The 23,909-nt window shown below is 72.6% G+C and carries 20 protein-coding genes and 1 tRNA gene; 12 read left to right on the forward strand and 9 right to left on the reverse strand.

Going from position 1 to position 23,909, the window contains the following annotated elements; all coding sequences use genetic code 11:
- Positions 1-33: 33 nt before the first annotated feature.
- The 5 genes from cysS to BLV02_RS26270 all read left to right on the forward strand — a co-directional run bounded on the left by cysS (position 34) and on the right by BLV02_RS26270 (position 5,843).
- On the forward strand, positions 34-1,482 hold the full coding sequence (cysS, locus tag BLV02_RS26250) for a cysteine--tRNA ligase (protein WP_069108900.1): 1,449 nt from the start codon (positions 34-36) through the stop codon (positions 1,480-1,482).
- A complete protein-coding gene (gene rlmB / locus BLV02_RS26255) occupies positions 1,482-2,456 on the forward strand; it encodes a 23S rRNA (guanosine(2251)-2'-O)-methyltransferase RlmB (RefSeq protein WP_069108899.1) in 975 nt (324 codons plus the stop codon). Before cysS ends, rlmB begins: the two co-directional genes overlap by 1 nt.
- Before the next feature lie 74 nt (positions 2,457-2,530).
- Positions 2,531-3,679: an acyl-CoA dehydrogenase family protein gene (locus tag BLV02_RS26260; RefSeq protein WP_074946682.1), complete on the forward strand. Its 1,149-nt coding sequence runs from the start codon at positions 2,531-2,533 to the stop codon at positions 3,677-3,679.
- The gene (locus BLV02_RS26265; protein WP_069108898.1) at positions 3,676-4,467 is read left to right on the forward strand and encodes a TrmH family RNA methyltransferase; all 792 of its coding nucleotides are present in this window, start codon (positions 3,676-3,678) and stop codon (positions 4,465-4,467) included. Before BLV02_RS26260 ends, BLV02_RS26265 begins: the two co-directional genes overlap by 4 nt.
- Before the next feature lie 83 nt (positions 4,468-4,550).
- Positions 4,551-5,843 carry a Fic family protein gene (locus tag BLV02_RS26270; RefSeq protein WP_069108897.1) on the forward strand — a complete coding sequence of 431 codons (1,293 nt, stop codon included), beginning with the start codon at positions 4,551-4,553 and terminating at the stop codon, positions 5,841-5,843.
- A 63-nt stretch (positions 5,844-5,906) separates the two neighbouring features.
- Here the strand turns inward: BLV02_RS26270 and BLV02_RS26275 are convergent, their stop codons facing one another.
- Positions 5,907-7,499, reverse strand: coding sequence for an MFS transporter (locus tag BLV02_RS26275; RefSeq protein WP_425432598.1), 1,593 nt, complete (start codon positions 7,497-7,499; stop codon positions 5,907-5,909).
- Positions 7,500-7,614: 115 nt separating this feature from the next.
- On the opposite strand from BLV02_RS26275, the gene BLV02_RS26280 reads away from it, so the two are divergent.
- Entirely contained in the window at positions 7,615-7,998 is a 384-nt protein-coding gene (locus BLV02_RS26280; RefSeq protein ID WP_069109547.1) for a YciI family protein, read from the forward strand.
- Between the two features lie 64 nt (positions 7,999-8,062).
- Here BLV02_RS26280 and BLV02_RS26285 read toward each other — a convergent pair whose 3' ends face one another.
- From BLV02_RS26285 to BLV02_RS26295, 3 genes are all read right to left on the reverse strand, one after another.
- Positions 8,063-9,463, reverse strand: coding sequence for an LPXTG cell wall anchor domain-containing protein (locus BLV02_RS26285; protein WP_069108895.1), 1,401 nt, complete (start codon positions 9,461-9,463; stop codon positions 8,063-8,065).
- 50 nt (positions 9,464-9,513) lie between these two features.
- Positions 9,514-10,782 (reverse strand): DUF4032 domain-containing protein, encoded by a 1,269-nt coding sequence (locus tag BLV02_RS26290; protein ID WP_069108894.1) that lies wholly within the window; start codon positions 10,780-10,782, stop codon positions 9,514-9,516.
- A gap of 66 nt (positions 10,783-10,848) precedes the next feature.
- On the reverse strand, positions 10,849-11,970 hold the full coding sequence (locus BLV02_RS26295; RefSeq protein WP_069108893.1) for an ABC transporter ATP-binding protein: 1,122 nt from the start codon (positions 11,968-11,970) through the stop codon (positions 10,849-10,851).
- 205 nt (positions 11,971-12,175) lie between these two features.
- On the opposite strand from BLV02_RS26295, the gene BLV02_RS26300 reads away from it, so the two are divergent.
- From BLV02_RS26300 to BLV02_RS26310, 3 genes are all read left to right on the forward strand, one after another.
- A complete protein-coding gene (locus tag BLV02_RS26300) occupies positions 12,176-13,204 on the forward strand; it encodes a LacI family DNA-binding transcriptional regulator (protein WP_069108892.1) in 1,029 nt (342 codons plus the stop codon).
- Positions 13,205-13,299: 95 nt separating this feature from the next.
- Positions 13,300-13,740 carry a CBS domain-containing protein gene (locus BLV02_RS26305; protein ID WP_069108891.1) on the forward strand — a complete coding sequence of 147 codons (441 nt, stop codon included), beginning with the start codon at positions 13,300-13,302 and terminating at the stop codon, positions 13,738-13,740.
- Between the two features lie 392 nt (positions 13,741-14,132).
- Entirely contained in the window at positions 14,133-15,446 is a 1,314-nt protein-coding gene (locus BLV02_RS26310) for an MFS transporter (RefSeq protein WP_069108890.1), read from the forward strand.
- A 696-nt stretch (positions 15,447-16,142) separates the two neighbouring features.
- Here the strand turns inward: BLV02_RS26310 and BLV02_RS26315 are convergent.
- Positions 16,143-16,934: a class I SAM-dependent methyltransferase gene (locus BLV02_RS26315; RefSeq protein WP_069108889.1), complete on the reverse strand. Its 792-nt coding sequence runs from the start codon at positions 16,932-16,934 to the stop codon at positions 16,143-16,145.
- Between the two features lie 141 nt (positions 16,935-17,075).
- Positions 17,076-17,807 (reverse strand): TetR/AcrR family transcriptional regulator, encoded by a 732-nt coding sequence (locus tag BLV02_RS26320; protein WP_083288178.1) that lies wholly within the window; start codon positions 17,805-17,807, stop codon positions 17,076-17,078.
- Positions 17,808-17,903: 96 nt separating this feature from the next.
- Here BLV02_RS26320 and BLV02_RS26325 point away from each other — a divergent pair, with 96 nt between their 5' ends.
- The 3 genes from BLV02_RS26325 (at position 17,904) to BLV02_RS26335 (ending at position 20,593) form a co-directional block, all read left to right on the forward strand.
- Entirely contained in the window at positions 17,904-19,463 is a 1,560-nt protein-coding gene (locus BLV02_RS26325; RefSeq protein ID WP_069108888.1) for an MFS transporter, read from the forward strand.
- Positions 19,460-19,936 carry a GNAT family N-acetyltransferase gene (locus tag BLV02_RS26330; protein ID WP_069108887.1) on the forward strand — a complete coding sequence of 159 codons (477 nt, stop codon included), beginning with the start codon at positions 19,460-19,462 and terminating at the stop codon, positions 19,934-19,936. Before BLV02_RS26325 ends, BLV02_RS26330 begins: the two co-directional genes overlap by 4 nt.
- Positions 19,937-20,158: 222 nt before the next feature.
- A complete protein-coding gene (locus BLV02_RS26335; protein WP_141711335.1) occupies positions 20,159-20,593 on the forward strand; it encodes a hypothetical protein in 435 nt (144 codons plus the stop codon).
- 24 nt (positions 20,594-20,617) lie between these two features.
- Here BLV02_RS26335 and BLV02_RS26340 read toward each other — a convergent pair.
- The 3 genes from BLV02_RS26340 to BLV02_RS26350 form a co-directional block, all read right to left on the reverse strand.
- A tRNA-Thr gene (locus tag BLV02_RS26340) sits at positions 20,618-20,694 on the reverse strand.
- A 60-nt stretch (positions 20,695-20,754) separates the two neighbouring features.
- Entirely contained in the window at positions 20,755-23,199 is a 2,445-nt protein-coding gene (secD, locus tag BLV02_RS26345) for a protein translocase subunit SecD (RefSeq protein ID WP_171906651.1), read from the reverse strand.
- Positions 23,200-23,412: 213 nt separating this feature from the next.
- Positions 23,413-23,820 carry a hypothetical protein gene (locus BLV02_RS26350; RefSeq protein ID WP_069108884.1) on the reverse strand — a complete coding sequence of 136 codons (408 nt, stop codon included), beginning with the start codon at positions 23,818-23,820 and terminating at the stop codon, positions 23,413-23,415.
- Positions 23,821-23,909 lie beyond the last annotated feature (89 nt).

Below are 23,909 nucleotides of genomic sequence, written 5' to 3' on the forward strand. Positions count from 1 at the left end.
AACGGCGACGTCCACCCCCGCTACCCTTGTCCGGTGAGTCTTCGCCTGTACGACACCGCCAGCAGTGAGATCCACGACTTCGTCCCGGTGACGCCGGGCCAGGTCGGGATCTACCACTGTGGGCTGACCGTGCAGGGGCCGCCGCACATCGGGCACATCCGCAAGGAAGTCGTGTTCGACGTGCTGCGGCGCTGGTTCGAGCACAACGGCTTCGAGGTCACCATCGTGGCCAACGTCACCGACATCGACGACAAGATCCTCACCAAGTCGGCCGAGGCGGGACGTCCGTGGTGGGCGTGGGCGTACGAGAACGAGCGCGCGCTCGACGCCGCCTACGAGGTGCTCGGCTGCCTGCCGGCCAGCTATCAGCCGCGGGCCACCGGGCACATCCCCGAGATGGTCGAGCTGATGGACGAGCTGATCGAGCGCGGCCACGCCTACGCCTCCGAGGACGGCTCCGGCGACGTCTACTTCGACGTGCGCTCGTGGCCGTCGTACGGCGAGCTGTCCGGCCAGAAGATCGACGAGATGGAGCCGGCCGCCGACGCCGACCCGCGGGGCAAGCGCGACCCCCGCGACTTCGCGCTGTGGAAGGGGCACAAGCCCGGCGAGCCGCCCACGGCGTCCTGGCCCACGCCGTTCGGCCGCGGCCGCCCCGGCTGGCACCTGGAGTGCTCGGCCATGGCCGGCAAGTACCTCGGCGCCGAGTTCGACATCCACGGCGGCGGCATCGACCTGCGCTTCCCGCACCACGAGAACGAGCTGGCCCAGTCGCGCGCGGCCGGGCGGCCGTTCGCCCGCACCTGGATGCACAACGGCTGGGTCACCACGGCCGGCGAGAAGATGAGCAAGTCGCTCGGCAACTCGCTGCTGGTCGCCGACGTCGTGCAGCGCATCCGGCCGATCGAGCTGCGGTACTACCTCGCCGCGCCGCACTACCGCAGCCACGTCGAGTTCTCCGAGGAGGCGCTGGCCGAGGCGGCCGCGGCCTTCCGGCGCATCGAGGGCTACGTCGTCCGGGCGGCCGAGGTGACCACCGACGTCCAGCCGGCCGCCGACGTCCCCGCGGCGTTCCGGGCCGCCATGGACGACGACCTCTCCGTGCCGCAGGCGCTGGCGGTGCTGTTCGACACCGTCCGCGAGGGCAACACCCTGCTGACGTCCGGCGAGCGGGTCGAGCTGCGGGCCAACCTCGCGTCGGTGCGGGCCATGCTCGGTGTGCTGGGTCTCGACCCGCTGGCCGAGCCGTGGCTGGGGCTCGGTACGGTCGGCAGCGGCGGCGACCGCCTGCGCGGCGCCGTCGACGTCCTCGTCCACACCGTGCTGGAGCAGCGCCAGACGGCCCGCGAGAACCGCGACTTCGCCACCGCCGACGCCCTGCGCGACCGGCTCAAGGCGGCCGGCATCGTCGTCGAGGACAACCCCGACGGCACCCGCTGGCAACTGGCCGACGAACCCGGCGATCTCGGAGGAAACGACTGATGGCGGGCAATTCCCAGCGCCGCGGCGCCATGCGCAAGACCGGCACCAAGAAGGGCATGGTCGTCGGCTCCGGCGGGCAGCGGCGCAAGGCGCTCAAGGGCAAGGGCCCGACGCCGAAGGCCGAGGACCGCCCCGCCCACCCGGCGTCGCGCAAGGCGGCCGGGGCCCGGAAGGCGGCCGAGAAGTCCGGCGCGCCGCGCCGCGGCACCGGGCGGCCCGGCGCCGCCGAGACCGTCGCCGGGCGCAACGCCGTCGTCGAGGCGCTGCGGGCCGAGGTGCCGGTGAAGGCGCTCTACGTGGCCGAGCGCATCGACAGTGACGACCGCGTCCGCGAGGTGCTGAAGCTCGCCGCCGAGCGCGGCCTGCCGCTGCTCGAGTCGCCGCGCTCCGAGCTCGACCGCCTCACCGGCGGCGCCGTGCACCAGGGGCTGGCGCTGACGCTGCCGCCGTACGACTACGCCGACCCCGCCGACCTCGTCGCCGCCGCGTTCGACGCCGGTGAGGTGCCGCTCGTCGTCGCGCTCGACGGCGTCACCGACCCCCGCAACCTCGGCGCCGTCGTCCGCTCGGCCGCCGCGTTCGGCGCCCACGGCGTCGTCGTGCCCGAGCGGCGCAGCGCCGGCATGACGGCCGGCGCCTGGAAGACGTCCGCCGGCGCGGCCGCCCGGCTGCCCGTCGCGAAGGCGACCAACCTCGCCCGCGCGCTGCGCGCGTACCAGGAGGCCGGGCTGTTCGTCGTCGGGCTCGACGGCTCCGGCGACACCGACATCGCCGCCGCCCGCGCGCTCGACCAGCCGCTGTGCCTGGTGGTCGGGTCCGAGGGCACCGGCATGTCGCGCATCGTCACCGAGACCTGCGATCTGGTCGTGCGCATCCCCATCGTGAGCGGCGTCGAGTCGCTCAACGCGGGCGTCGCGGCCGGGGTCGCGCTCTACGAGGTCACCCGCGCCAGGGCTGTCGGCGAGGCACGGTAGGCTACGGCCGATCACCGACCGCCGTCGTCCGGGCGATCCTCGGTCACGGCGCGACCCCGCGGAGGTAACCGGACGTGTCCGTGGAGCGCATGCTGCCCACGCCCGAGGCCGTCGACCTGATCGGCCTGGTTCGTGATATCGCCGAGCGCGAGCTGCGCCCGCGCGCGGCCGCGGCCGAGGAGGCGGGCGAGTACCCGCGCGACCTCGTCCGCACGCTGGGCCGCATCGGCCTGCTCGGCCTGCCGTACGAGGAGGCCTACGGCGGCGCCGCCCAGCCGTACGAGGTGTACCTCCAGGTCCTGGAGGAACTGGCGGAGCGGTGGGCCACCATCGCGCTCACCGTCAGCGTGCACTCGCTGTCCTGCTGGCCGCTGGCCACGCACGGCACCGTCGAGCAGCGCAAGCGCTGGCTGCCCGACCTCATCGGCGGCGACCTGCTGGGCGCGTACTGCCTGTCCGAGCCGCAGGCCGGCTCCGACGCGGCCGCGCTGACCACGCGGGCGGTCCGCGACGGCGACGCGTACGTGCTGACCGGCACCAAGGCGTGGATCACGCACGGCGGCATCGCCGACTTCTACACCGTGTTCGCCCGCACCTCCGACGACGGGTCGCGCGGCATCTCGTGCTTCCTGGTGCCGGCCGACCTCCCTGGCCTGTCCTTCGGCGCGCCGGAGAAGAAGATGGGCCTGACCGCGTCGCCCACCACCATCGTCAACCTCGACGGCGTCCGGGTGCCGGCCGAGCGGCGCATCGGCCGCGAGGGCGACGGCTTCGGCATCGCGCTCGAGGCGCTGAACTCCGGCCGGCTCGGCGTCACCGCCGTCGCGACCGGGCTCGCCGAGGCCGCGTTGCAGGCCGCCGTCGCCTACGCGCGCGAGCGGGAGCAGTTCGGGAAGGCGATCATCGACCACCAGGGCCTCGGCTTCCTGCTCGCCGACATGGCGGCGGCGGTCGAGTCGGCCCGCGCGCTGTACGTCGTGGCCGCCCGCCGCCGCGACGCGTCGATGCCGTTCCGGCACCAGGCGTCGGTGGCCAAGCTGGTCGCCACCGACAACGCCATGCGCGTGACGACCGACGCCGTCCAGGTGCTCGGCGGCGCCGGGTACACCCGCGACCACCCGGTCGAACGGTACTTCCGCGAGGCCAAGGTCATGCAGATCTTCGAGGGCACCAACCAGATCCAGCGGCTGGTCATCTCGCGCGAGCTGCGGTCGCCGGGGTGAGGGTGGTCGAACGGCGCAACGCCACGTTCCAGCAGTGGCAGGCGCTGCTGACCAACCGGTCGAAGCGGCAGGCCAGCGGCGAACTGCTGGTCCAGGGCGTGCGGCCGATCACGCTGGCCGCCGCGGCCGGGGTGCCGTTCGTGTCGCTGCTGTTCGACGGCCGGCCGCGGCCCTCGTCATGGGCGGCCGAGCTGATGGCGTCCGGGGTGGCCCCGGTCGTCCGGGTGGCGCCGTCGCTGCTGGCCGAGCTGGGTGAGCGCTCCGACGGCGCGCCCGAACTGCTCGCCGTCGTCCGCCGTCCCTCCGACTCCGTCTCCCGGCTGCCCGACGTCGCCGCGCCGCTGGTCGTGGTGTTCGACCGGCCCGCTTCGCCGGGCAACGTCGGGTCGCTGATCCGCTCGGCCGACGCCCTCGGCGCCCACGGCGTCGTGGTGGCGGGGCATGCGGCGGACCCGTGGGACCCGCAGTCGGTGCGGGCCAGCACCGGGTCGGTGTTCACCATCCCGGTGCTGCGGCTGCCCGGCCCGGCGCCGCTGCTCACCTGGGCCGCCTCCGCCGGCGCGACGATCGTCGGCACCGACGAGACGGGGACGGTGGAGCTGGCGGGCGCCCCGCTGGCCGGCGCCGCCGTCGTCGTGATCGGCAACGAGACCACCGGCATGAGCCGCGCCTGGCGCGACGCCTGCGACGTCGTCGCCCGCATCCCCATGACCGGCGGCGCCAGCTCCCTCAACGCGGCCGCCGCCGGCGCCGTCGTCCTCTACGAGGCGTTGCGCCAGCGCTCGTAATTATCCTTGCATCGTTCGCGCGACCGTTTAAGTTTGTGACCATAAACTTAAATAGATCCGTCGTGAATGAAAGGATAATCGAGATGGCTTTCTGGGAAGCTGCGCACTGGGAGTCCCAGCTCCAGTCCGGAGTGCCCAGGGCGGCGCAACGTGCTGGGTCCTATCGACGCTACGTTCCCGACGCCATCGACGGTCTCGGCCTCGCCGTGCGTGGCGATCTCTCCCGGCAGGTCACCCGGGTCGAGCGCGACCTCCGTGCCCTGAACGGACCAGATGCGGAGGGTCTGTCGGGGATCGCTCGCTTTCTCCTGCGATCTGAAGCGATCGCCAGCTCCCGCATCGAGGGCATCGCGTCGTCGCCGCAGCAGGTGGCGCTGGCCGAGTTGGGGCAGTCAGAGTCGGTGAGGGGCGTGAGCGAACAGGCTCGCCTGGTCGCCAACAACATGACGATCGTGCGGCGGTCGACAACGGAGCTGGTCGAGGCCGACCAGCTGACCGTCGACGGCATCGTCGACCTGCACGCATCACTGCTGCCGGACCAGCCGCGCCACCATGGTCTGCGCACGGTGCAGAACTGGATCGGCGGGTCGGACTGGAACCCGATCGGCGCCGACTTCGTTCCGCCGGCGCATGAGCGGGTGCCCGACCTGATGGCCGACCTCGTCGACTACCTCAACGGCGCCGCGCACGCACCGCTGATCCAGGCGGCCGTCGTGCATGCGCAGTTCGAGACGATCCACCCGTTCACCGACGGCAACGGACGGGTCGGCCGGGCCCTCATTCACACCGTCCTCGCTCGCCGCGGCGCGACGCAGCAGGCGGTGCTGCCGATCAGTCTGGTGCTCGCCACACTGCGTGACCGGTACATCGCCGGCTTGGGCGCCTATCGGCACGAGGCCGGCGCGGGCAGCGCGGCGGCCAGCACGGCCGTCAACCACTGGCTGGAGATGTTCGTGCACGCGTCAGCGATCGCGGTCGAGCAGTCGTCCTCGTTGCGTAATCGGATCAACGAATTGCGGACCGAGTGGGAGGCGCGCCTGTCGAGTCATCGCAGCTCGATCGGGTTGCGGGCGGCGCCACGGACGGACTCGGCCGTCGCGCGTCTGCTCCAGCAACTCCCGGAGGCACCGGTGGTGACCGCCACGACGCTGACGAGGATTCTCGACGTCTCGTTCCCGGCGGCGACGGCGGCGCTGGAGGAACTACGTCAGGCCGGCATTCTGCGCACCAAGGCGATCGAGCGGGGCGCAACGGCCTACATCGCCGGCGAGGTGCTCGACCTCGTCACGCTGACGGAGCGAGCGCTGGCGAGCACGAAGCTCGACACTCGGGCGGCACCTCCGGTTCGGCCGGTGCCGGCGATTCCCGGCCGCTGAACGCGCGAGAGCCGGGACCGGTCTGGGTGGACCGGTCCCGGCTCCCGGGACAGCGCTCGAAGGTCAGGCCGCGACGGGCTCCGGCTCGGCGTCGGTGACGTCCGCCGCCTCCGGCTCGGGGGCGTGGGCGGCCGGCTGGAACCGGCGGAACAGGGTCACACCGACCACCGCGAAGACGAACAGGGCAGCGGCGCTGATGCCGGCGACCGTGGTGAGACCGGTCATGAACGCCTCGCGGGCCGACTCCAGCAGCGGGCCGGCCACGTCGGCGGGCAGGTCCGCGGCGGCCACGGTGGCGCCGGGCAGCGAGTCCTGGGCGGCGGCGGCCAGCTCGGCCGGGGTGCCGGCGGGCAGGGTCAGGTCGGACCGGTAGACGGCGGTGCCCAGGCTGCCCAGCGTCGCGATGCCGAGGGCGATGCCGAACTCGGCGCTGGTCTCGGAGACCGACGCGGCGGAGCCGGCCTTTTCCGGCGGGGCCGAGCCGACCACGATGTCCGTCGTCAGAGCCGCACCCGGGCCCATGCCCACGTTGGCGATGATCATGCCAACGATGACGATCCCGAGGCCGCCGGTGGCGCCGGCCTGCGTGATGAGCAGCAGCCCGGTGGCCGAGAGGGCCATCCCGCCGCCGATCACCCAACCGGCACCGACCCTGCGGCTCAGCGCCGGGCCGTACATCGTGCCCCCGATCATCGCGGCGGCCGGAATGACCAGCCACAGGCCGGCCTCCAGCGCCGTCAGGCCCTCGACGAGCTGCAGGTACTGGCTGAGGAAGAGGAAGATGCCGCCCATCGCGAAGCCGCCGACGGAGAAGATGCCCAGTGCCGAGCTGAACCGCTTGTTACGGAACAGCCGCAGGTCGAGCAGCGGGTCGGCCAGCCGCAGCTGCCGGCGGACGAACGCCACGCCCACGGCCAGACCGGCAGCGGCGACGGTCAGCGCCACCGTGCTCACGCCGTCCTTCGCCAGCTCCTTGAGGCCGTAGATGATCGGCAGGATGGCGCCCAGCGACAGGCCCACGCTGACGAGGTCGAGCCGGCCGGCGTCGGGGTTGCGGTACTCGGGGAGCAGGAACGGGCCGGTCGCGAGCAGCAGCACCATCACCGGGACGCCGAGCAGGAACACCGAGCCCCACGAGAACGCCTCCAGCAGCACCCCGCCGACGGCCGGGCCGAGCGCCATGCCGCCCATGAAGCAGCTCATCCAGACCGCGATCGCGACGCCGCGCTGCTGCGGGTCCTTGAACATGTTGCTGATCAGGCCCAGTGTCGACGGCATCAGCGTCGCGCCGGCGATGCCCAGCAGCGTCCGGGTCGCGATCAGCATCTCCGCGCTGGTCGAGAACGCGGCCAGTGCCGAGGCGGCGGCGAAGGCGACGGCGCCGATCATCAGCAGCTTGCGCCGGCCGATCCGGTCGCCCAGCGTGCCCATGGTGATGAGGAAGCCGGCCACCATGAAGCCGTAGATGTCGGTGATCCACAGCAGCTGGCTGCTGCTCGGCTGGAGGTCGGCCGCCAGGTGCGGCACGGCCAGGTGCAGAACGCTCATGTCGAGTGCGAGCAGCAGGGTGGGCAGGGCCAGCACGGCCAGGCCGATCCACTCGCGCTTGCCGGCTCGCTCCACGGGAGCCGAGGTGTCGATGGTCGTCACGGTGATCCCTCTCTCAGGTTCTTCGATCGCGCTGTCATCCGGTACGTCGCTGTGGCGGAGCGGATTTCGACATGGTGTTTTGTGACCTGGGTCACACCGAGATCGTGAGAGAGTGATCCCCGTGAAGTACCTGATGCTGATCTACAACAACCCGGGCGCGGGCCCCGACCCCGAGGCGGAGGCCCGGCTGCAGGGGCACGTCACCCTGTTCAAGGAGCTCAACGAGGCCGGGACGGTGCTCAGCTCGGCCGCCCTCGGCGACGGCTCCGGTGTGCTGACGGTGCGCGCGGGGGCTCGCGGCGGCGCGCCCGCCGTCACCGACGGCCCGTTCCTCGAGGCCAAGGAACTGCTGGCCGGCTACTACCTCGTCGACTGCGAGACGCCCGAAGAGGCGGCCGCCATCGCGGCGCGCATCCCGTGCGGTGTCGGCGGCGTGGTCGAGCTCCGGCCGGTGAACGAAGAGATCACCGACGCCGTCCGCGGCGACGCGCCCTACCGCATCTGAGCAGCACACGACGAGGGGTGGGCGGCCGCGCGGCCGCCCACCCCTCGTCGTTCGGATCGTGCTGTTACGCCATCGTGCCGCGGCGGTACCGGTACAGCAGCGCCGCGCCGGCCACCAGGGCCGCGCCCAGCGCCACCAGCACGCCGGTGCTGCCGGCGCCGGTGTCGGGCAGGTCGTCGTCAGAGGTCGGCGACGGCGACGGCGTCGGGTCCTCGGTCGGCTCCTGCGTCGGAGTCGGGCTCTCGGACGGCTCGTCCGTGGGCTCGTCGGTCGGCGGCTCCGTGGGCTCGTCCGTCGGGTCCTCGGTCGGCGACTCCGTCGGGTCCTCGGTCGGCTCGTCGGTCGGGTCCTCGGTCGGCGTCGGGGTGGGCGTGGGCGTCTCGCACTCGATCGGCGCCACGACGTCGATGCCCTTGTGCACGAGGTCCTGCGGCGGGACACCGTCGGCCCGGCTGGCGTGCATGACGTCGACCGGCACCCGGCCGCACTCGCCGCCGTTGTCGTCGACGGCGTGCTTGTCGGGCGTCGACACGACGCCCGGGCCCTCGACCCACGCGCCCTCGATGTTCACTGGCGCCCACGGGTGCTCGGCGAGGTTCTCGGTGCCGAGGAACGTCAGCGTGGTGCGGCCGGCGTCGTTGTTGTGGGCGATGACGAACGACTCGAGCTCGTCGGAGTACTGCCAGTCGGCCGAGAACGCGTTGGCCACGGAGAACGCGCGCGAGTTCTCCGGGGTCGACGGCTGCCAGCCGTCGGCGGTGAACACCTCGGTGCCGGTGGCGAACGTCGGGTCGGCCGAGCGCCACGCGAACTGCCCGGCGCCGTTGGTCGGCAGCGCGCCGGCACCGGTGGTGTCGGTGAAGATCAGGTGGAACCGCCCGTCGAGGTAGGTCACGCTGGGCTGGCCGGCGCCGTAGTCGTTGCCGGTGTCCTGCTGGTTCGCCGGTGCGATGATCGGCTGGTCGGTCATGCGCTCCCAGTTGAGCCCGTCGGAGCTGCGGGCGACGCCGACAGTGGTGGCGCCGTCGTTCACCGCCGCGCCGTAGTACATGTAGTAGGTGCCGTCGACCTTCACGACGGACGGGTCGCAGGTGTGCTGCCCGTCGAAGCTGCCGTCGCCGCGGCCCTCGAAGACGATCAGCGGGTCGCCGCCGCCCGGCGCGGTGAACGGGCCGTCGAGGTTCGGCGACTCCGCGTACAGGATGTCGTCGCCGGGCACGGAGCCCTGGGGGTCCTGGGCGCAGTACCACATGCGGTACACGCCGTTCTCGGCGATGACGGTCGGTGCATATTCGTAGGCCGCGTCGCCGCCGGTCAGCGGCGCGGAGTTGGGCCGGGGGTTCTCGGTGGTGAGCGGCACGTCCTGGGCGCTCGCCGGGCCCGCCGCGGCGAGCACGAGAGCGGCGCCGGAAGCGGCGGCCGCGAGCGTGAGGACGGTGCGGGTACGTATGGTGTGGTGCCTCATCCAGTTCCCAAATGGTCATGTGCCCGCGCGGAGCACCATAACAGGTCGGGTTACTGGAGGTCGCTCCACGTGACGCGGAACGGCTGCGTGGTGTCGGCCTCGGCGCTGGTGCCGCCGAGGATGGCCAGCTCGTCGGGCTTGTGCCGCAGGACGGTGTCGGCGTAGTCGCGCGCGGCCTCCTCGAGCCCGACGTCGCGGCCGAGGTTCTCGGACAGGTACCAGCGGTGCTCGAGCACCTCGTGGAAGATCTCCGGACCCTCCAGCTTGCCGCGCAGCTCGCGCGGGATGGCCCGCAGCACCGGCTCGTAGCTGTCCACCACCCACGCGTTGGCGACGATCTCTTCGTCCTCGCCCTGCTGCTCGGTGACGGCGGCGTAGGTGTCGAGGTCGTTGAGCAGCCGGCGGGCCTGGTTCTCCTGCGCGTCGATGCCGGTGAGGCGCAGCAGCCGGCGCGAGTGGTGGCCGGGGTCGACGACCTTCGGCTGGACGCGGATGGTGCGGCCGCCGATGTCGGTGACGATGTCGAGCTCGTCGACGTCGAAGCCCAGCTCGTTGAGGCGGTCGACCCGGCGGGCGATGCGCCAGCGCTCGTTGACGTCGAACGCCTCCCACTCGGTCAGCTCGGTCCAGAGCGCCGTGTACCGCTCGACCACCTGGTCGCTGACGGCGATGGGGTCGACGCTCTCGTCCAGCTGGCCGGCGGCGAGGAGGTCCATCATCTCGCCGGCGATGTTCGTGCGGGCGGTGTCGAGGTCGTGCGCGCGCTGGCCGTCGCTGAGCCCGTTGTGCAACTCGCCGGTCTCGGCGTCGACGAGGTAGGCGGCGAACGCGCCGGCGTCGCGGCGGAACAGCGTGTTCGAAAGCGAGCAGTCGCCCCAGTAGAAGCCGGTGAGGTGCAGCCGGGCGATCAGCACGACCAGCGCGTCGATGAGGCGGTCGACGGTGTCGCGGCGCATCATGCGGGCGAACAGCGCGCGGTACGGCAGCGAGAACTGCAGGTGCCGGGTGACGAGGACGGAGTCGAGCGGCTCGCCGCCGGGGGCCTCGCGGCCGCTGACGACGCCGACCGCCTGGACCGCGGGGACGTCGAGCCGGGCGAGGTCGCGCAGCATCTGGTACTCGCGGTCGGCGTACGGCTTGACGATCTCTTTCAGCGCGTAGACGTTGCGGCCGAGCCGGGTGAACCGGACGACGTGGCGCGAGATGCCGCGGGGGAGCGCGACCAGATACCACTCGGGCCACTGCTCCAGCGGCATGTCCCAGGGCAGGTCGAGGAGCGCCTGCTGCTCGCGCGGCGCGGCGAGGATCCGAAGCTCCATGGGACCATTGTCCCGTACGGAGCCCCGAACCCTCGCCGCGGCGTTCAGCTGGTGATCAGCGGTGCGTCAGGGCTCCAGCCGCTCACCGGTCTTGGCGGAGAAGAAGTGCTCGCTGCCCGGGCGGATGGTGAAGTTGATCTTCTCGCCCTTCTGCGGCGCGTTGCGCGGCTCGACGCGGGCGATGACCTGGTCGCTGCGCAGGCGGTCGGCCTGCTCGTCGGCGGCCGGGCCGGCCGGGCGGCCGTAGACGTACGCGTCGGAGCCGAGCTCCTCGACGACGTCGACGAGCACCGGGATGCCGCCCTTCTCCTCGGCCGACGCCAGCTGCAGCGCCTCGGGCCGGAAGCCCAGCGTGACCGTGGTGGAGCCCTCGGCCGCGACCTTGGAGGAGATGGACGCCGGGATGGCGACGTCGGCGGCGCCCAGCGTGGCGCGGCCGTCCTTGACGTCGAACGTCGCGATGTTCATGGCCGGCGAGCCGATGAAGCCCGCGACGAACACGTTGGCCGGCTTGTCGTACAGCCCCAGCGGGCTGTCGACCTGCTGCAGCAGGCCCGCGTTGAGGACGGCGACGCGGTCGCCCATGGTCATGGCCTCGATCTGGTCGTGCGTGACGTAGACCGTGGTGATGCCCAGGCGGCGCTGCAGCGACGCGATCTGCGTACGGGTGGACACGCGCAGCTTGGCGTCGAGGTTCGACAGCGGCTCGTCCATGAGGAACACCTGCGGCTCGCGGACGATGGCCCGGCCCATGGCGACACGCTGGCGCTGACCACCGGAGAGCGCCTTCGGCTTGCGGTCGAGGTACTCGGTGAGGTCGAGCAGCTTCGCGGCGTCGCCGACGCGGCGGCGGATCTCGTCCTTGGGGGTGCCGGCGATCTTCAGGGCGAAGCCCATGTTGTCGGCCACCGTCATGTGCGGGTACAGCGCGTAGTTCTGGAACACCATCGCGATGTCGCGGTCCTTCGGCGGCATGTGCGTGACGTCGCGCTCGCCGATGCGGATGGCGCCGCCGTCGACCTCTTCGAGGCCGGCCAGCATGCGGAGGCTGGTGGACTTGCCGCAGCCGGAGGGGCCGACGAGCACGAGGAACTCCCCGTCCTCGATGGCGAGCTCGAGAGCGTCGACCGCCGGCTTGTCGGTCCCCGGGTAGATGCGGGTGGCCTTGTCGAACGTGACCGTAGCCATCGTTGTTTCCCTTCACCGGCAGGTACGTGCCGGACGATCCGTTGTGAAGTGGACGGGTATGAAGTTGTCCCGCAGATGAATGCCAGGTTGCGGGTGTTACGAGAGACTATAGGTCCGACCTCGATCCGTCACCCGGGCGTGAGCTAGGTCACGCCCGGCGCCGCGCCGACGCCGGCCGGCCCGGGCCGCGCGGTACCGTCCGTCCATGACGGTGCGGCTCAGCGACGTCGCCCTGCATGCCGGGGTCAGCGAGGCGACGGTCAGCCGGGTGCTCAACGCCAAGCCCGGCGTCGCGGCGCAGACCCGGCAGGCGGTGCTGGCGGCGCTCGACGTCCTGGGCTACGAGCGGCCGAGCCGGCTGCGCTCGACCAGCGCCGGGCTCATCGGGCTGATCGTGCCCGAGCTGGAGAACCCCGTCTTCCCGGCGTTCGTGCAGGTCATCGAGACGATTCTGGCGCAGCGCGAGTACACGCCGCTGCTGTGCACCCAGACGCCCGGCGGCGTCACCGAGGACGAGTACGTCGAGATGCTGGTCGACCGTGGTGTCGCCGGCATCCTGTTCGTGTCCGGGCTGCACGCCGACAGCACCGCCGGCCCGGCCCGCTACCACCGTCTGCGCGAGCTGGGACTGCCGATCGTGCTGGTCAACGGGTTCGTCCCCGAGTTGGACGTGCCGTTCGTGTCCACCGACGACGTCGCGGCGGCCGAGCTGGCCGTGCAGCACCTGGCGTCGCTCGGGCACCGTCGCATCGGGCTGGCCATCGGGCCGCGCCGGTTCGTCCCGGCGGCCCGCAAGATCGAGGGGTTCACCCGGGCGCTGCGGGCGGTGCCGGGCGCGCCCGACCCGGACGGTCTGGTCGCGACGTCGTTCTTCACCGTCGAGGGTGGCCGGGCCTGTGCCTCGCGGCTGCTGGACGCCGGCTGCACGGCCATCGTGTGCGGCTCGGACCTCATGGCCCTGGGGGCGGTGCGGGCGGTCCGGCAGCGCGGGCTGACGGTGCCCGGTGACGTGTCCGTCATCGGCTACGACGACTCCCCGCTGATCCCCTTCACCGACCCGCCGCTGACCACCGTCCGGCAGGCCGTCCCGGCGATGGCCGCCGCGGCTGTCCAGGCGCTGCTGGAGCAGATCGCCGGCCGGCCCGCCGACCGTGCGGAACTGCTGTTCACACCCGAGCTGGTGGTGCGCGGGTCGACCGGACCGGCCCCGACTGGGGCGGACAATCCGGGGTAAACCACTCCTGACTGTTCAGAAGCCTTTCCGGATCGACGCGAACGCCGTACGGTTCAAAGGCACCAGGAGTACTCCGAGCGGCGAGGAGGCCCCCGATGCGCATCTCCGACATCATCCGGTCCAAGGGCAAGGGCGTCGTGACGGTGCCCCCCGACACCGACGTCCGCACTCTGCTCACCGTGCTGGCCGAGAGCCGCATCGGCGCCGTCGTCGTGTCGCCCGACGGCGAGACCATCAGCGGCATCGTCTCCGAGCGCGACATCGTCCGGGCGCTGGCCGCCCGTGGCGCCAGCGTGCTCTCCGAGCCGGTCTCGGCGATCATGACCGCCGACGTCCAGACCTGTGCGCCGCACCAGCACATCGACGAGCTGGCCGAGGCCATGACGCTGGGCCGGTTCCGGCACATGCCGGTGGTCTCCGACGCGGGCGGGCTCGACGGCATCGTCAGCATCGGCGACGTCGTGAAGATCCGCATCACGGAGCTCGAGGTCGAGCGCGACTCCCTCTCGTCCTACATTCGCACCGCCGCCACCTGACCTTTCGGCGGCGCCGTCGTAGGACCCATTCGGCCCTCCACCGATCGGCCGATCTTTCCTGACGTTTACCGGCAAACCGGTCAGCGTGTTCCCAGGTCCGGGCGCGTCGACATGCACGACAAGTCGATCTCTGAAAGGCTTTTGCCCGTCTAGAAGCCTTTGCCCAGCACCTTGTGCGCGAGATTGTCATGCGTTGTACGCAGCCGCGCAGTTCTCGGACGTGGTGGTTTTCGAACCACCACTTTCCGATTGTGGGGACCGCCTGAAATCAAACCCGCAGTCGGAATGGTCACATGCCCTCGTGACCGAAGACGGAGGGCCCGGTGCTCCCTCCTGGGGTGCCGGGTCCTTCGCGACCGTCACGGCCGGCGGCGGGGGACAATGGAACCCTGATGCCGACTCCGCGCCGTGCCTGGACCATCTGGGGCATCGGCGTCTCCGCCTACATCGTCGCGGTCATGCACCGCACCACGTTCGGGGTGGCCGGGCTCGACGCGGCCGACCGGTTCGACGTGTCGGCCAGCGTGCTCGCCTCGTTCGTCGTGCTGCAGCTGGTGGTCTACGCGGGGCTGCAGATCCCGATCGGCGTGCTGCTCGACCGCGTCGGCGGGCGGCGGCTGGTCATCGCCGGCGCGCTGCTCATGGCCGCCGGGCAGGCCGTTCTCGCCGTCGCCGAGTCGGTGCCGCTGGCCGCGACCGGCCGGGTGCTCGTCGGCATGGGCGACGCGCTCACCTTCGTGAGCGTCCTGCGCATCGTCTCGGCCTGGTTCCCGCCCGGCCGGGTGCCGGTGATGACGCAGCTCACCGGCCTGGTCGGGCAGTCGGGGCAGGTGCTGTCGGCCGTGCCGTTCGTCGCCGTCCTGCACGCCTACGGGTGGAGCGCGGCGTTCGGCTCGGCGGCCGCGACCGGCGTGCTGGTGTGCGTGCTGGCCGCCGCGGCGCTGCGCGACACCCCGTCGACGCGGGCCCAGCCGGTCGCCGGCGGCGACATGCGCCACGTCGGCGCCGACCTCGTCACGGCGTGGCGGCACCCGGGCACCCGGCTGGGGCTCTGGACGCACTTCACCACCCAGTTCTCCGGCACCGTGTTCGCGCTGATGTGGGGGTTCCCGTTCCTCGTCTCCGGCGAGGGCGTCTCCGAGGCCGGCGCGGGCGCGCTGCTGACGTTGACGGTGGTCGCCGGCGTGGTGGCCGGTCCCGTCATCGGCGTCATGGTGCAGCGGCACCCGCTGCGGCGGTCGTGGCTGGTGCTCGGGATCGTGTTCGCGAACGCGGCCGCCTGGACCGCCGTCCTGCTGCTGCCCGGGCGGGCGCCGGGCTGGCTCCTGGTGCTGCTGGTGCTGTCGATGGCGCTGAGCGGCCCCGGCTCGATGATCGGGTTCGACTTCGCCCGCACGTTCAACCCGCCGAACCGCCTCGGCACCGCGACCGGCATCGTCAACGTGGGCGGGTTCGTGGCGTCGCTGCTCACGATCCTGGCCATCGGGCTGGTGCTCGACGCGCGCAGCGGCGGCGCGCCGGCCACCGCCTACGAGCTGGGTGACTTCCGGGTGGCGATGTGCGTGCAGTACGTGATGTGGACGATCGGGCTGGTCGGCATCCTGCGGTCGCGCCGCCTGGCCCGCCGTCGCATGGCCGAGACCGGCGTCGTCGTCCCACCCCTCCGCGACGTCATCGCCGCCCGCCGCCGCCGTCGACGGCCGTGATCCGGTCGCGGTGGGCGCGGACGAACGCGTGCTCCCGCCACGACCCCGCCGGCCGCGGCGGTGCCGTCTGCCTCGGGCCCGGCGGCCTGCCGGCGCTTGCTGCGCTCCATTCGTTCCGGCGTCGCGCCGGCCCGCCCGCCCCCGTTGGCCGTGGTCGAGCCCAGCCCCGCTGGCTCTCGTGGAGCCCGCCCCGGCTGGCCGTGGTGGAGCCCAGCCCTGTTGGCTCTCGTGGAGCCCGCCCCGGCTGGCCGTGGTGGAGCCCAGCCCTGTTGGCTCTCGTGGAGCCCGCCCCGGCTGGCCGTGGTCGAGCCCAGCCCCGTTGGCCTCGTGGAACCCAGCCCCATTGGCCGTGGTTGAGCTCACCGCCGTTGGCCCTCGTGAGGCCCAGCCCGGCTGGCCGTGGTCGAGCCCAGCCCCGTTGGCCGTCGTGGGGCCTGCCCCGTTGGCCGTCGTCGAACCCAGCGCCGCCGGCCCTCCTGGAGGCCAGCCCCGTTGGCCCTCGCGAGGCCCAGCCCGGCTAGCCGTGGTCGAGCCCTGCCCCGTTGGCCGTCGTCGAGCCCAGCGCGGCCCTCCTGGAGCCCAGCCCCGTTGGCCGTCGTCGAGCCCACCTCCCTCCGCCACGACCCAGCTGCGGCGGTCCGTCGCCGGGTTGCGGTGGCTGCGTGGTGGTAGGACGCCGGGGTGAGGCGGCCCCGGTCAGGGGCCGGTCGGCCACGTGCGGGCGACGCGCAGTTCGTAGAGGTACGCCTTGGTGACGCTGCCGCCGTAGCGGTGTTCGATCAGGCCGCCGATGCAGTCGAGCAGCCCGCGCCGCAGGTCGGGGCGCAGCGCCCGGTGGCCCGAGTACGTCGACAGCAGGTCGAGGTAGCCCTGGGCGTCGTACGTGACGTCGGCGCGGAAGCGGCGCCGCACCGCGGGCTGGAACAGCGGCGAGTCGTCGATCTCGTCGGTGAACGGCGCGATGTCGTCGGCCGCCCGCAGCCGCAGGCCGGGCTCCGTCGCCGGGTCCCAGCGTTCGTAGCACTCCTGCGCGTCGGCGAAGAAGCCGGCCGTGCCGCCGAGCACGTGCTCCGTCGTCACCGTGGCCAGGGCGCCACCCGGCCGCAGCACGTCCGCCACCCGCTCCGCCCGCACGGCGGGATCGACCCAGTGCCAGGCGGTGAACGACGTCACGAGATCGGCCGACGCGGGCGGCGCCGGCCACCGCTCGAACGCCGCCTCCACCACCTCGACGGGCAGGCCGGCGGTCCGCGAGCGCAGCACCGCCGCCAGATTCGCGCCCAGCTCGACCGCGACGACGTGCGCGCCGGCCGCCGCCAGGCCGGCCGTCGCCTGGCCCGTGCCGGGACCGATCTCGACCACCCGCGTCTCCGGACCCAGACCGGCCAGCTCACCGAGGGCGGCGAAGATCGCCTCCGGGTAGCCCGGCCGGACCCGCGCGTAGAGCGCCGCGTCCTCGTCGAAGATCGTGCGCAGCTCCCGGGTCATGCCGCCGATCGTCGCATGGCGAGCCGTTGCCGTGCCCACTGTCCGGCGCGAGCCGGCGGTCAGGTGTTCCGGCGGTCGCGCGTGCCCACTGTCCAGCGCGAGCCGGCGGTCATGGCGTGCGGGCGGTGAGGCGTGCCGGCGTCAGGTGTGCAGGCCGTGCAGTGACGCGGCGCCGGTGACCGAGGCGCTGTGCTCCAGCAGCGCCGGGTAGTCCACCGCGATGCCCTCCAGCAGCGTCTCGACCGCCCGTTCCAGTTCGAGGTCGCCGGTGCGGGCGTGGCCGAACAGCACGCGGTAGTGGATCAGCGCGCCGAGCAGGTCGAGGACGAGGCCGAGGTCGGCGTCGGGACGCAAGTCGCCGCGGGCACGGGCGCGCTCCAGCGTGCGCGCCACTGCCTGCCGCGGCGGGTCGAACAGGGTCGTCATGAACTGCTCGCGCAGGGTGTCGTCGGACGCGCAGTCGGCCAGCAGCGGGCCGAGCACGTCCGGCGGGAGCCGCTGGAACGCGGCCACGAAGACCTTCAGCGACTCGTCCAGGTCGCACAACGTGCACCCGGAGTCCGGGCCGTCGACGGCGCCCAGCCGGCTGCCGAGCGCGGCGAGCACCAACTGCTGGCGTCCGGCCCAGCGCCGCCTGATCGCGGGCTTCGTCGTCCCGGCCCGCCGGGCGACGTCCTCGAGGCTGAGGTGGGTGTAGCCGTGCTCGGTCAGCGCGATCAGCGTGGCCGTCAGCACCGCGGCGTCGATGGAGGGATCGCGCGGACGGCCGGCGCCCTCCGCACGGCCCGCGCCGCTCTCCGCCCGGTCGCCGGTGCCCCCCGGGTGGCGGGCGTTCTCCGCACGGCGGGCGGGGTGGTCGCGGGCGTCCGGCATGCCCTCATCGTAATTGCGATCCGGATCGGAACGGTATCGACGATCACAATTTCGATGTGTACCGTATCGAAATATAATCGAGCGGAAGGCGGGTCGATGGACGGCGGAACGGAACGCGCCGGGGCACGGGCTTGGCTCGGGCTGGCGGTGCTCGTCCTCCCGACGCTGATGCTCGGGCTGGACCTCACGGTGCTCTACATGGCGCTCCCGCACCTGGGCGCCGAGTTGGGCGCCACCAGCACGCAGCTGCTGTGGATGACCGACGTGTACGGGTTCATGGTCGCGGGGCTGCTGATCACGATGGGCACGGTCGGCGACCGGATCGGGCGGCGCCGGCTGCTGCTGATCGGCGCGACGGGGTTCGCGGCGGCCTCGGTGGTCGCGGCGTACTCGACCAGCGCCGAGATGCTGATCGGCGCACGGGTGCTGCTCGGCATCGCCGGCGCGACCCTGATGCCGTCGACCCTGTCGCTGCTGCGCACCCTGTTCGCGCAGCCGCGGCAGCGGTCGCTCGCGATCGGCGTCTGGCTGATCGCGTTCTCCGTCGGCGGCGTCACCGGGCCGGCGATCGGCGGGGTGCTGCTGGAGCACTTCTGGTGGGGCTCGGTGTTCCTGCTCGCGGTGCCGGTGATGGTGCTCCTGCTGCTCACCGGGCCGGTGCTGCTGCCGGAGGCGCGCGACCCCGACCCCGGCCGCGTCGACCTCGTCAGCGTCGTGCTGTCGCTGGCCGCCGTCCTGTCCGTGGTCTACGGGCTCAAGGAGACCGCGCGGGACGGCGCCGGGGCGCTGCCACTGGCGCTGATCGCCGCCGGCGTCCTGATCGCCGTGGTCTTCGTCCGCCGTCAGCTCCGGCTCCCGGACCCGCTGCTCGACCTCGCGCTGTTCGCCCGGCGCCGGTTCACCGCCGCGACGGTGGCGCTGATGCTGACCATGCCGGTGATGTACTCGTTCGGGTTCTACTTCACCCAGCACCTCCAGCTGGTCGAGGGGCTGTCGCCGTCCGAGGCCGGGCTCTGGTTCCTGCCGCTCGGCGCCGCCACGGTCGTCGCATCGCTCGCGGCGCCGGTGCTGGCCGGGCGGTTCCGTCCCGCGACGGTGATCGTCGTCGGACTGGTCGTCGCGGTGGCCGGGTTCGGGCTGATCAGCCGGCTGGAGCCGGGGTCCGGGCTGACGCTGCTGATCGTGGGCGGGGTGCTGGTCAGTCTCGGCGTCAACGCGTTGGGCACGCTCGGGACGGACATCGTGGTCAGCTCGGCGCCGCCGGAGCGGGTCGGCTCGGCGTCGGCGGTCTCCGAGACCAGCAACGAGTTCGGCGCGGCCATGGGCATCGCGGTGGGCGGCAGCGTCGGCGCCGCCATCTACAGCGGCCGCATCGCCGACGAATTGCCGAGCGGTGTCACGGGCGCCGCGGCCGACACCGTCCGCGACAGCTTCGCCGGGGCGTTCGCCGTCGCGCCCGACCTTCCGGCCCCGGTCGCCGAGGCGCTGCTCGCCGCGGCCCGCGAGGCGTTCCTCGCCGGTCTCACCACCGTGACGACGCTCAGCGCGGTCGCCGTGGCCGGCATCGGTGTCCTGGTCGCGACGACCCTGCGGCACGTCCCGCCGATCGGCCAGGAGACGCCGGAGCCCGAGGATCGGGCAGCATCGACGGCATGACCGCCGCCATCGCCGAGGCCCGTCTCCCCGCCGACGCCGACGCACTGGCCCGCGTCTACGTCGCCAGCGCCGCCCACCACGTGGCGCTCGACCCGCACCGGTACCGCGTCCCGCCGCTCGACGCCGTCGCCCGGCATTACCGCGAGCCGCGTCCGGACGGTGCGCGGATCCTGGTCGCCCGCCTCGACGGCGACATCGTCGGCTCCGCGACGGTGACCATGCTGCCGCCGCCCGGCCCGGCCAGCATGATCGCCGACGTCGCGACCGCCTCCCTGGACGTCGCGGTGCTGCCGGACCACCGCGGCCGGGGCCTCGGCCGCCGCCTACTCACCGCCGCCGCGACGACGGCGGCCGCCCTCGGCGCCGCGCGCCTGCACCTCGACGCGCACCACGCGAACGAGAGCGCCCTGCGGCTGTACCGCGACCTCGGCTACCAGCCGATGGGCGTGCTGCTGAGCAGGGCCGTGCCGTAGAGCCTGTAGGCGCAAGCGGAGGTGGCCTTTGCGGTTGAATGAGCGGCCTGTTCGCTGGCGCTGCAGGAGGGTAGGTGAGGATCGATCGCCATCACGCTGGTCGAGCGAAGCGCGGCGGCCGCCCGCAGCTGGAACGAGCGGGTCGACTGGGACGCCGTCACCGGCATCACGACGGTCCTGGCCGCTGCGGCCGCGGTGATTGCGGGCACCCTGGCGGTCCGTGTGTTCCTGCACGATCGCACCGATGCGGAAGCCGAACAAGCGAGTCAGGTCGCCGTGTGGCCCGTGTTCCAGCCGTTCAAGGGCAACTTCAGGTGGATGACCTGTCTCACCAACACCTCCCGGCTCCCCGTCTACGACTGGTGGCTGGAGTACGAGGTCCAGACCGAGGAGCCTGCCGGCGTGTGGACTGTCCACACCAAGAAGAACTGGCTGAACGAAACGGTGCTCCCGCCGACCGTTCCGGCGCGCGAATTCCTGCACCCCCGGACGCTCAGGCAGCTGATTCCCGGGGACGAACGCCAGGAGTGGCGAATCCGCCGGGCGACTGTGGACTCGCGATCCCAGCGGTCACCTGAGCCGGCTCAAGAACGAGAGGAAGCACGAGCCCTGGGTTCTGCGCTACAACGGGCAGGTGGTGAAGCCTCCGCCGCCTGATGAGGCGGAGGCCCCCTAGACGGATGGAGCCCGAAGTCGGATTCGAACCGACGACCTACCGCTTACAAGGCGGTTGCTCTGACCAGCTGAGCTATTCGGGCAGAGGGGAAACGGTACCCGAGCGGGCACCGTCCCCTCCACTGCGTCGGACGACGCGGGCGTCAGACGACGGCGCCGTAGTTGGGGTCTTCGCGGCTGCGTTTGTCGGCCTTCTTCGGCGCCGGCGGCGGGGCCGGCTTCTTGTCCTCGAGCATGATCGTCAGTGGCACCGCCGTGAAGTTCGACGAGTACGTGCCGACGATGATGCCCAGGACCAGCGCGAGCGCGAAGTCGGACAGTGAGTCGCCGCCGAGGATGAGCAGGGCGATGAGGATGAACAGGGTGCTGGCACCGGTGTTCACCGACCGCGGCAGGGTGTTGAGGATGGCCGTGTTGGCGACGTCGCGGAACCGTTCGCCGTCCTTGCGGGTCCACGTCTCGCGGACGCGGTCGAAGACGACGACGGTGTCGTTGACGCTGTAACCGATGATCGTCAGCAGGGCGGCGAGGAACATGCCGTCGAGCGGTTTGCCGATCCAGGCGAAGATGCCGACGGTGATCACGACGTTCTGGAACAGGGCCACGACGGCGCCGGTGCCGAACGTCCAGCGGAACCGGATGGCGAGGTACGCCAGCTGCGCCGCCAGCGCCACGCCCAGCGCGATGAGCGCGTTGCGCTGCAGTTCGTCGCCGAGGCTGGGCCCGATGAGCTCGTCGCGGACGAGTTCGGCGCCACCGCCGGCCTCGTCGAGCGCGGCGATGACGGTGGCAGCGTCGTCGTCGGACATGTCGCTGGCGCGGACGGTGATGTCGTCGTCGCCGGATTCCTGGACGATGGCCGTCGGGAAGCCGGCGTCGGCGACCGCGGTGCGGGCGTCGTCGACGTCGAGGGTCTCGGTGGGCGACACCTCGATGAGGCGGCCGCCGGTGAACTCGATGCCGAATTCGAGGCCGCGGAGGACGATGCCGCCGAAGGCCAGGACGACCGCGACGCCGGAGATGAGCATCCACCGCAGCGGCCGCGCCATGAGCTGCGGGTTGCGCCGGCGCAGCCAGAGCCGGACCTTGCCGTGGTGCGCCAGGCCGCTGGCGTCGGGGTGACGGTTCAGCCAGCGGCGGTCGACCAGCCACTCGCACAGCACCCGGCTGAGCACCAGTGCCGAGAGCAGCGACGCGAGCACACCGATGGTCAGCGTGACGCCGAAGCCGCGGACCGGGCCGGACGCGAGGAAGAACAACAGCCCGGCGGCCAGGAGCGTGGTGACGTTGGAGTCGGCGATGGCCGAGAGCGCGTTCTTGAAACCGCTCTGGATGGCGCCGCGCAGACTCTTCGTCTTGCCGTCGACGTAGTCTTCCCGGGCTCTCTCGAAGATCAGCACGTTCGCGTCGACCGCCATGCCGATGGCCAGCACGAAACCGGCCAGGCCCGGCAGTGTCAGCGTGGCGCCCAGCGCGGTGAGCGCCGCGTAGGAGAGCAGCGCGTAGCCGACCAGCGCGAGGATGGCCATGAGGCCGACCAGGCGGTACGCGACGCCGATGAAGATGGCGGTGGCGGCCATACCGATGATCGCCGCCCAGGCGCTGGCCTCGATGGCGGCCTCGCCCAGCGTCGGGCCGACGACCCGCTGCTCGACGGTGGTGACGTCGACGGGGAGCGCGCCGCCCTCGACCAGCGCGGCGAGGTCCTTGGCCTCGTCCTCGTCGAAGTCGCCGGTGATCTCGGTCTGGCCGCCGCGGATGCCGACGCCGCACTGGACGCTGGTCGTGACGTTCGGCGAGGAGATGACGGTCTCGTCGAGGACGATCGCGATGCGGCGGGTCGGGTCGCCGTCGGGCTGGCAGGCGGCGTCGCTGGTGAGCTGCGCCCAGGTGTCGCCGCCGCTGCCGCTGAAGTCGAGCGTGACGAGCCAGCCGCCGCGCTGCACGTCGTAGATGGCGTCGGCGCCGTTGATCTCCTCGCCGGTCATGGCGGTGGGCGCGAGGATCAGCGGCTGGCCGGACTCGTCCGGCAGCACCAGCTGGTCGCCTGACTCGGGGGCCGGCGTCTCGCCGGGGGCGGGGGTCTCGGCCGGCGCGGGCGTCGAGCCGGCAACGACGTCGGTGCCGGTGTCGCCGGCCTGCGACTCGGGCTCGATAGCGCCGCCGACGGAGCCCTCGGTGGCCGGGGGCGTGGCGGGCGGGGTGGCCGGCGGCGTCTCGGCGGGCGGCGTGGCCGGCGGGGTCTCCGTGGGCGGGACCTGGCCGGAGGTGTCGTAGCCCAGGACGGGGTGCACCGTCAGCTGGGCGGTCTGGCCGAGCGCCTCGGCGGCCTCTCGCGGGTCGGAGACCCCGGGCAGCTCGACGATGATGCGTCGGTCGCCGGACCGGCTCAGCGACGGCTCCGAGACGCCGAGCGCGTCGACCCGGCGGCGGAGCACCTCGAGGGCGCGGTCGGTGGACTCGGCGTTGGCCTCGACGGTGTCGGTGTCCTGGGTCTCGAGGACGATCTGCGCGCCGCCCTCGAGGTCGAGGCCGAGGTTGGGGCTGGCGGTGAGCGTGACGAAGCCGGAGCCGACGAGGATCAGCACGGCCGTGACGCCGCGGAAGAACCGCCCGGCGTCGGTGGCGGCGCCGCGTTTCTGGGCGCGCCGGCGGACCAGCGCCCAGCTGGGGAGGATGATCGCGATGACGGCGATCGCGAGATAGAGCGCGGACGTGCGTTCCACGGGCAGGTCTCCAAGGGACGTGCTCGGCGCGCGGGCATGGGGCCCGCCGTCGGGCGAGGTTCTGAGGGAGGTCTACTACCGGGACGCGGGCGGCCCGCGCTGCGGGTCGGTGGGCGTCCAGCCGGCGTCGGCCGGGACGTGGTCGGCCGGCGTGGACGCGGCCTCCAGCGGGAACAGGTCGAGCGGCCCGACGACGGAGCCCGCGGGGACGGGCGGCGCGTAGCCGAGCTTCACGCTGACGGCGGTGGCGACGACCGCGAGGTCGGCGAGGTCGTCGATGCCGCCGACGGACGGCGCGGAGGACCCGTGGTCTCCGGACGCCGCGGTGACGGACGAGCCGCGCTGCTGGCTGGACGGCGCGGCGGCGGCCGGCGGCCCGGACGAGACCAGCATGAGGGCGCCGGAGAGCAGGATGGCGGGGAGCGCCCAGAGCTTCCGGAGCACGCGGTGGCCCGCGTGGTCCCCGGAGCGGCGACCCGACATGGCTGTGACCTCCTGAAGCGGCATCCCCCGAACCGCGCCAACCATACCCGCAAGTGGGCAGGCGTACGATGGGGAGGACCGGTACCTGT

The organism is Jiangella alba (assembly GCF_900106035.1).
In the GTDB taxonomy this organism is placed as follows: Bacteria; Actinomycetota; Actinomycetes; order Jiangellales; family Jiangellaceae; genus Jiangella; species Jiangella alba.

Excerpts from the sequence above, each read along its gene's own strand:
- rlmB (WP_069108899.1), top strand. The coding sequence starts at position 1,482 with ATGGCGGGCAATTCCCAGCGCCGCGGCGCCATGCGCAAGACCGGCACC.
- BLV02_RS26270 (WP_069108897.1), top strand. The coding sequence starts at position 4,551 with ATGGCTTTCTGGGAAGCTGCGCACTGGGAGTCCCAGCTCCAGTCCGGA.
- BLV02_RS26285 (WP_069108895.1), bottom strand. The coding sequence starts at position 9,463 with ATGAGGCACCACACCATACGTACCCGCACCGTCCTCACGCTCGCGGCC.
- BLV02_RS26290 (WP_069108894.1), bottom strand. The coding sequence starts at position 10,782 with ATGGAGCTTCGGATCCTCGCCGCGCCGCGCGAGCAGCAGGCGCTCCTC.
- BLV02_RS26295 (WP_069108893.1), bottom strand. The coding sequence starts at position 11,970 with ATGGCTACGGTCACGTTCGACAAGGCCACCCGCATCTACCCGGGGACC.
- BLV02_RS26300 (WP_069108892.1), top strand. The coding sequence starts at position 12,176 with ATGACGGTGCGGCTCAGCGACGTCGCCCTGCATGCCGGGGTCAGCGAG.
- BLV02_RS26305 (WP_069108891.1), top strand. The coding sequence starts at position 13,300 with ATGCGCATCTCCGACATCATCCGGTCCAAGGGCAAGGGCGTCGTGACG.
- BLV02_RS26310 (WP_069108890.1), top strand. The coding sequence starts at position 14,133 with ATGCCGACTCCGCGCCGTGCCTGGACCATCTGGGGCATCGGCGTCTCC.
- BLV02_RS26315 (WP_069108889.1), bottom strand. The coding sequence starts at position 16,934 with ATGACCCGGGAGCTGCGCACGATCTTCGACGAGGACGCGGCGCTCTAC.
- BLV02_RS26320 (WP_083288178.1), bottom strand. The coding sequence starts at position 17,807 with ATGCCGGACGCCCGCGACCACCCCGCCCGCCGTGCGGAGAACGCCCGC.
- BLV02_RS26325 (WP_069108888.1), top strand. The coding sequence starts at position 17,904 with ATGGACGGCGGAACGGAACGCGCCGGGGCACGGGCTTGGCTCGGGCTG.
- BLV02_RS26330 (WP_069108887.1), top strand. The coding sequence starts at position 19,460 with ATGACCGCCGCCATCGCCGAGGCCCGTCTCCCCGCCGACGCCGACGCA.
- BLV02_RS26350 (WP_069108884.1), bottom strand. The coding sequence starts at position 23,820 with ATGTCGGGTCGCCGCTCCGGGGACCACGCGGGCCACCGCGTGCTCCGG.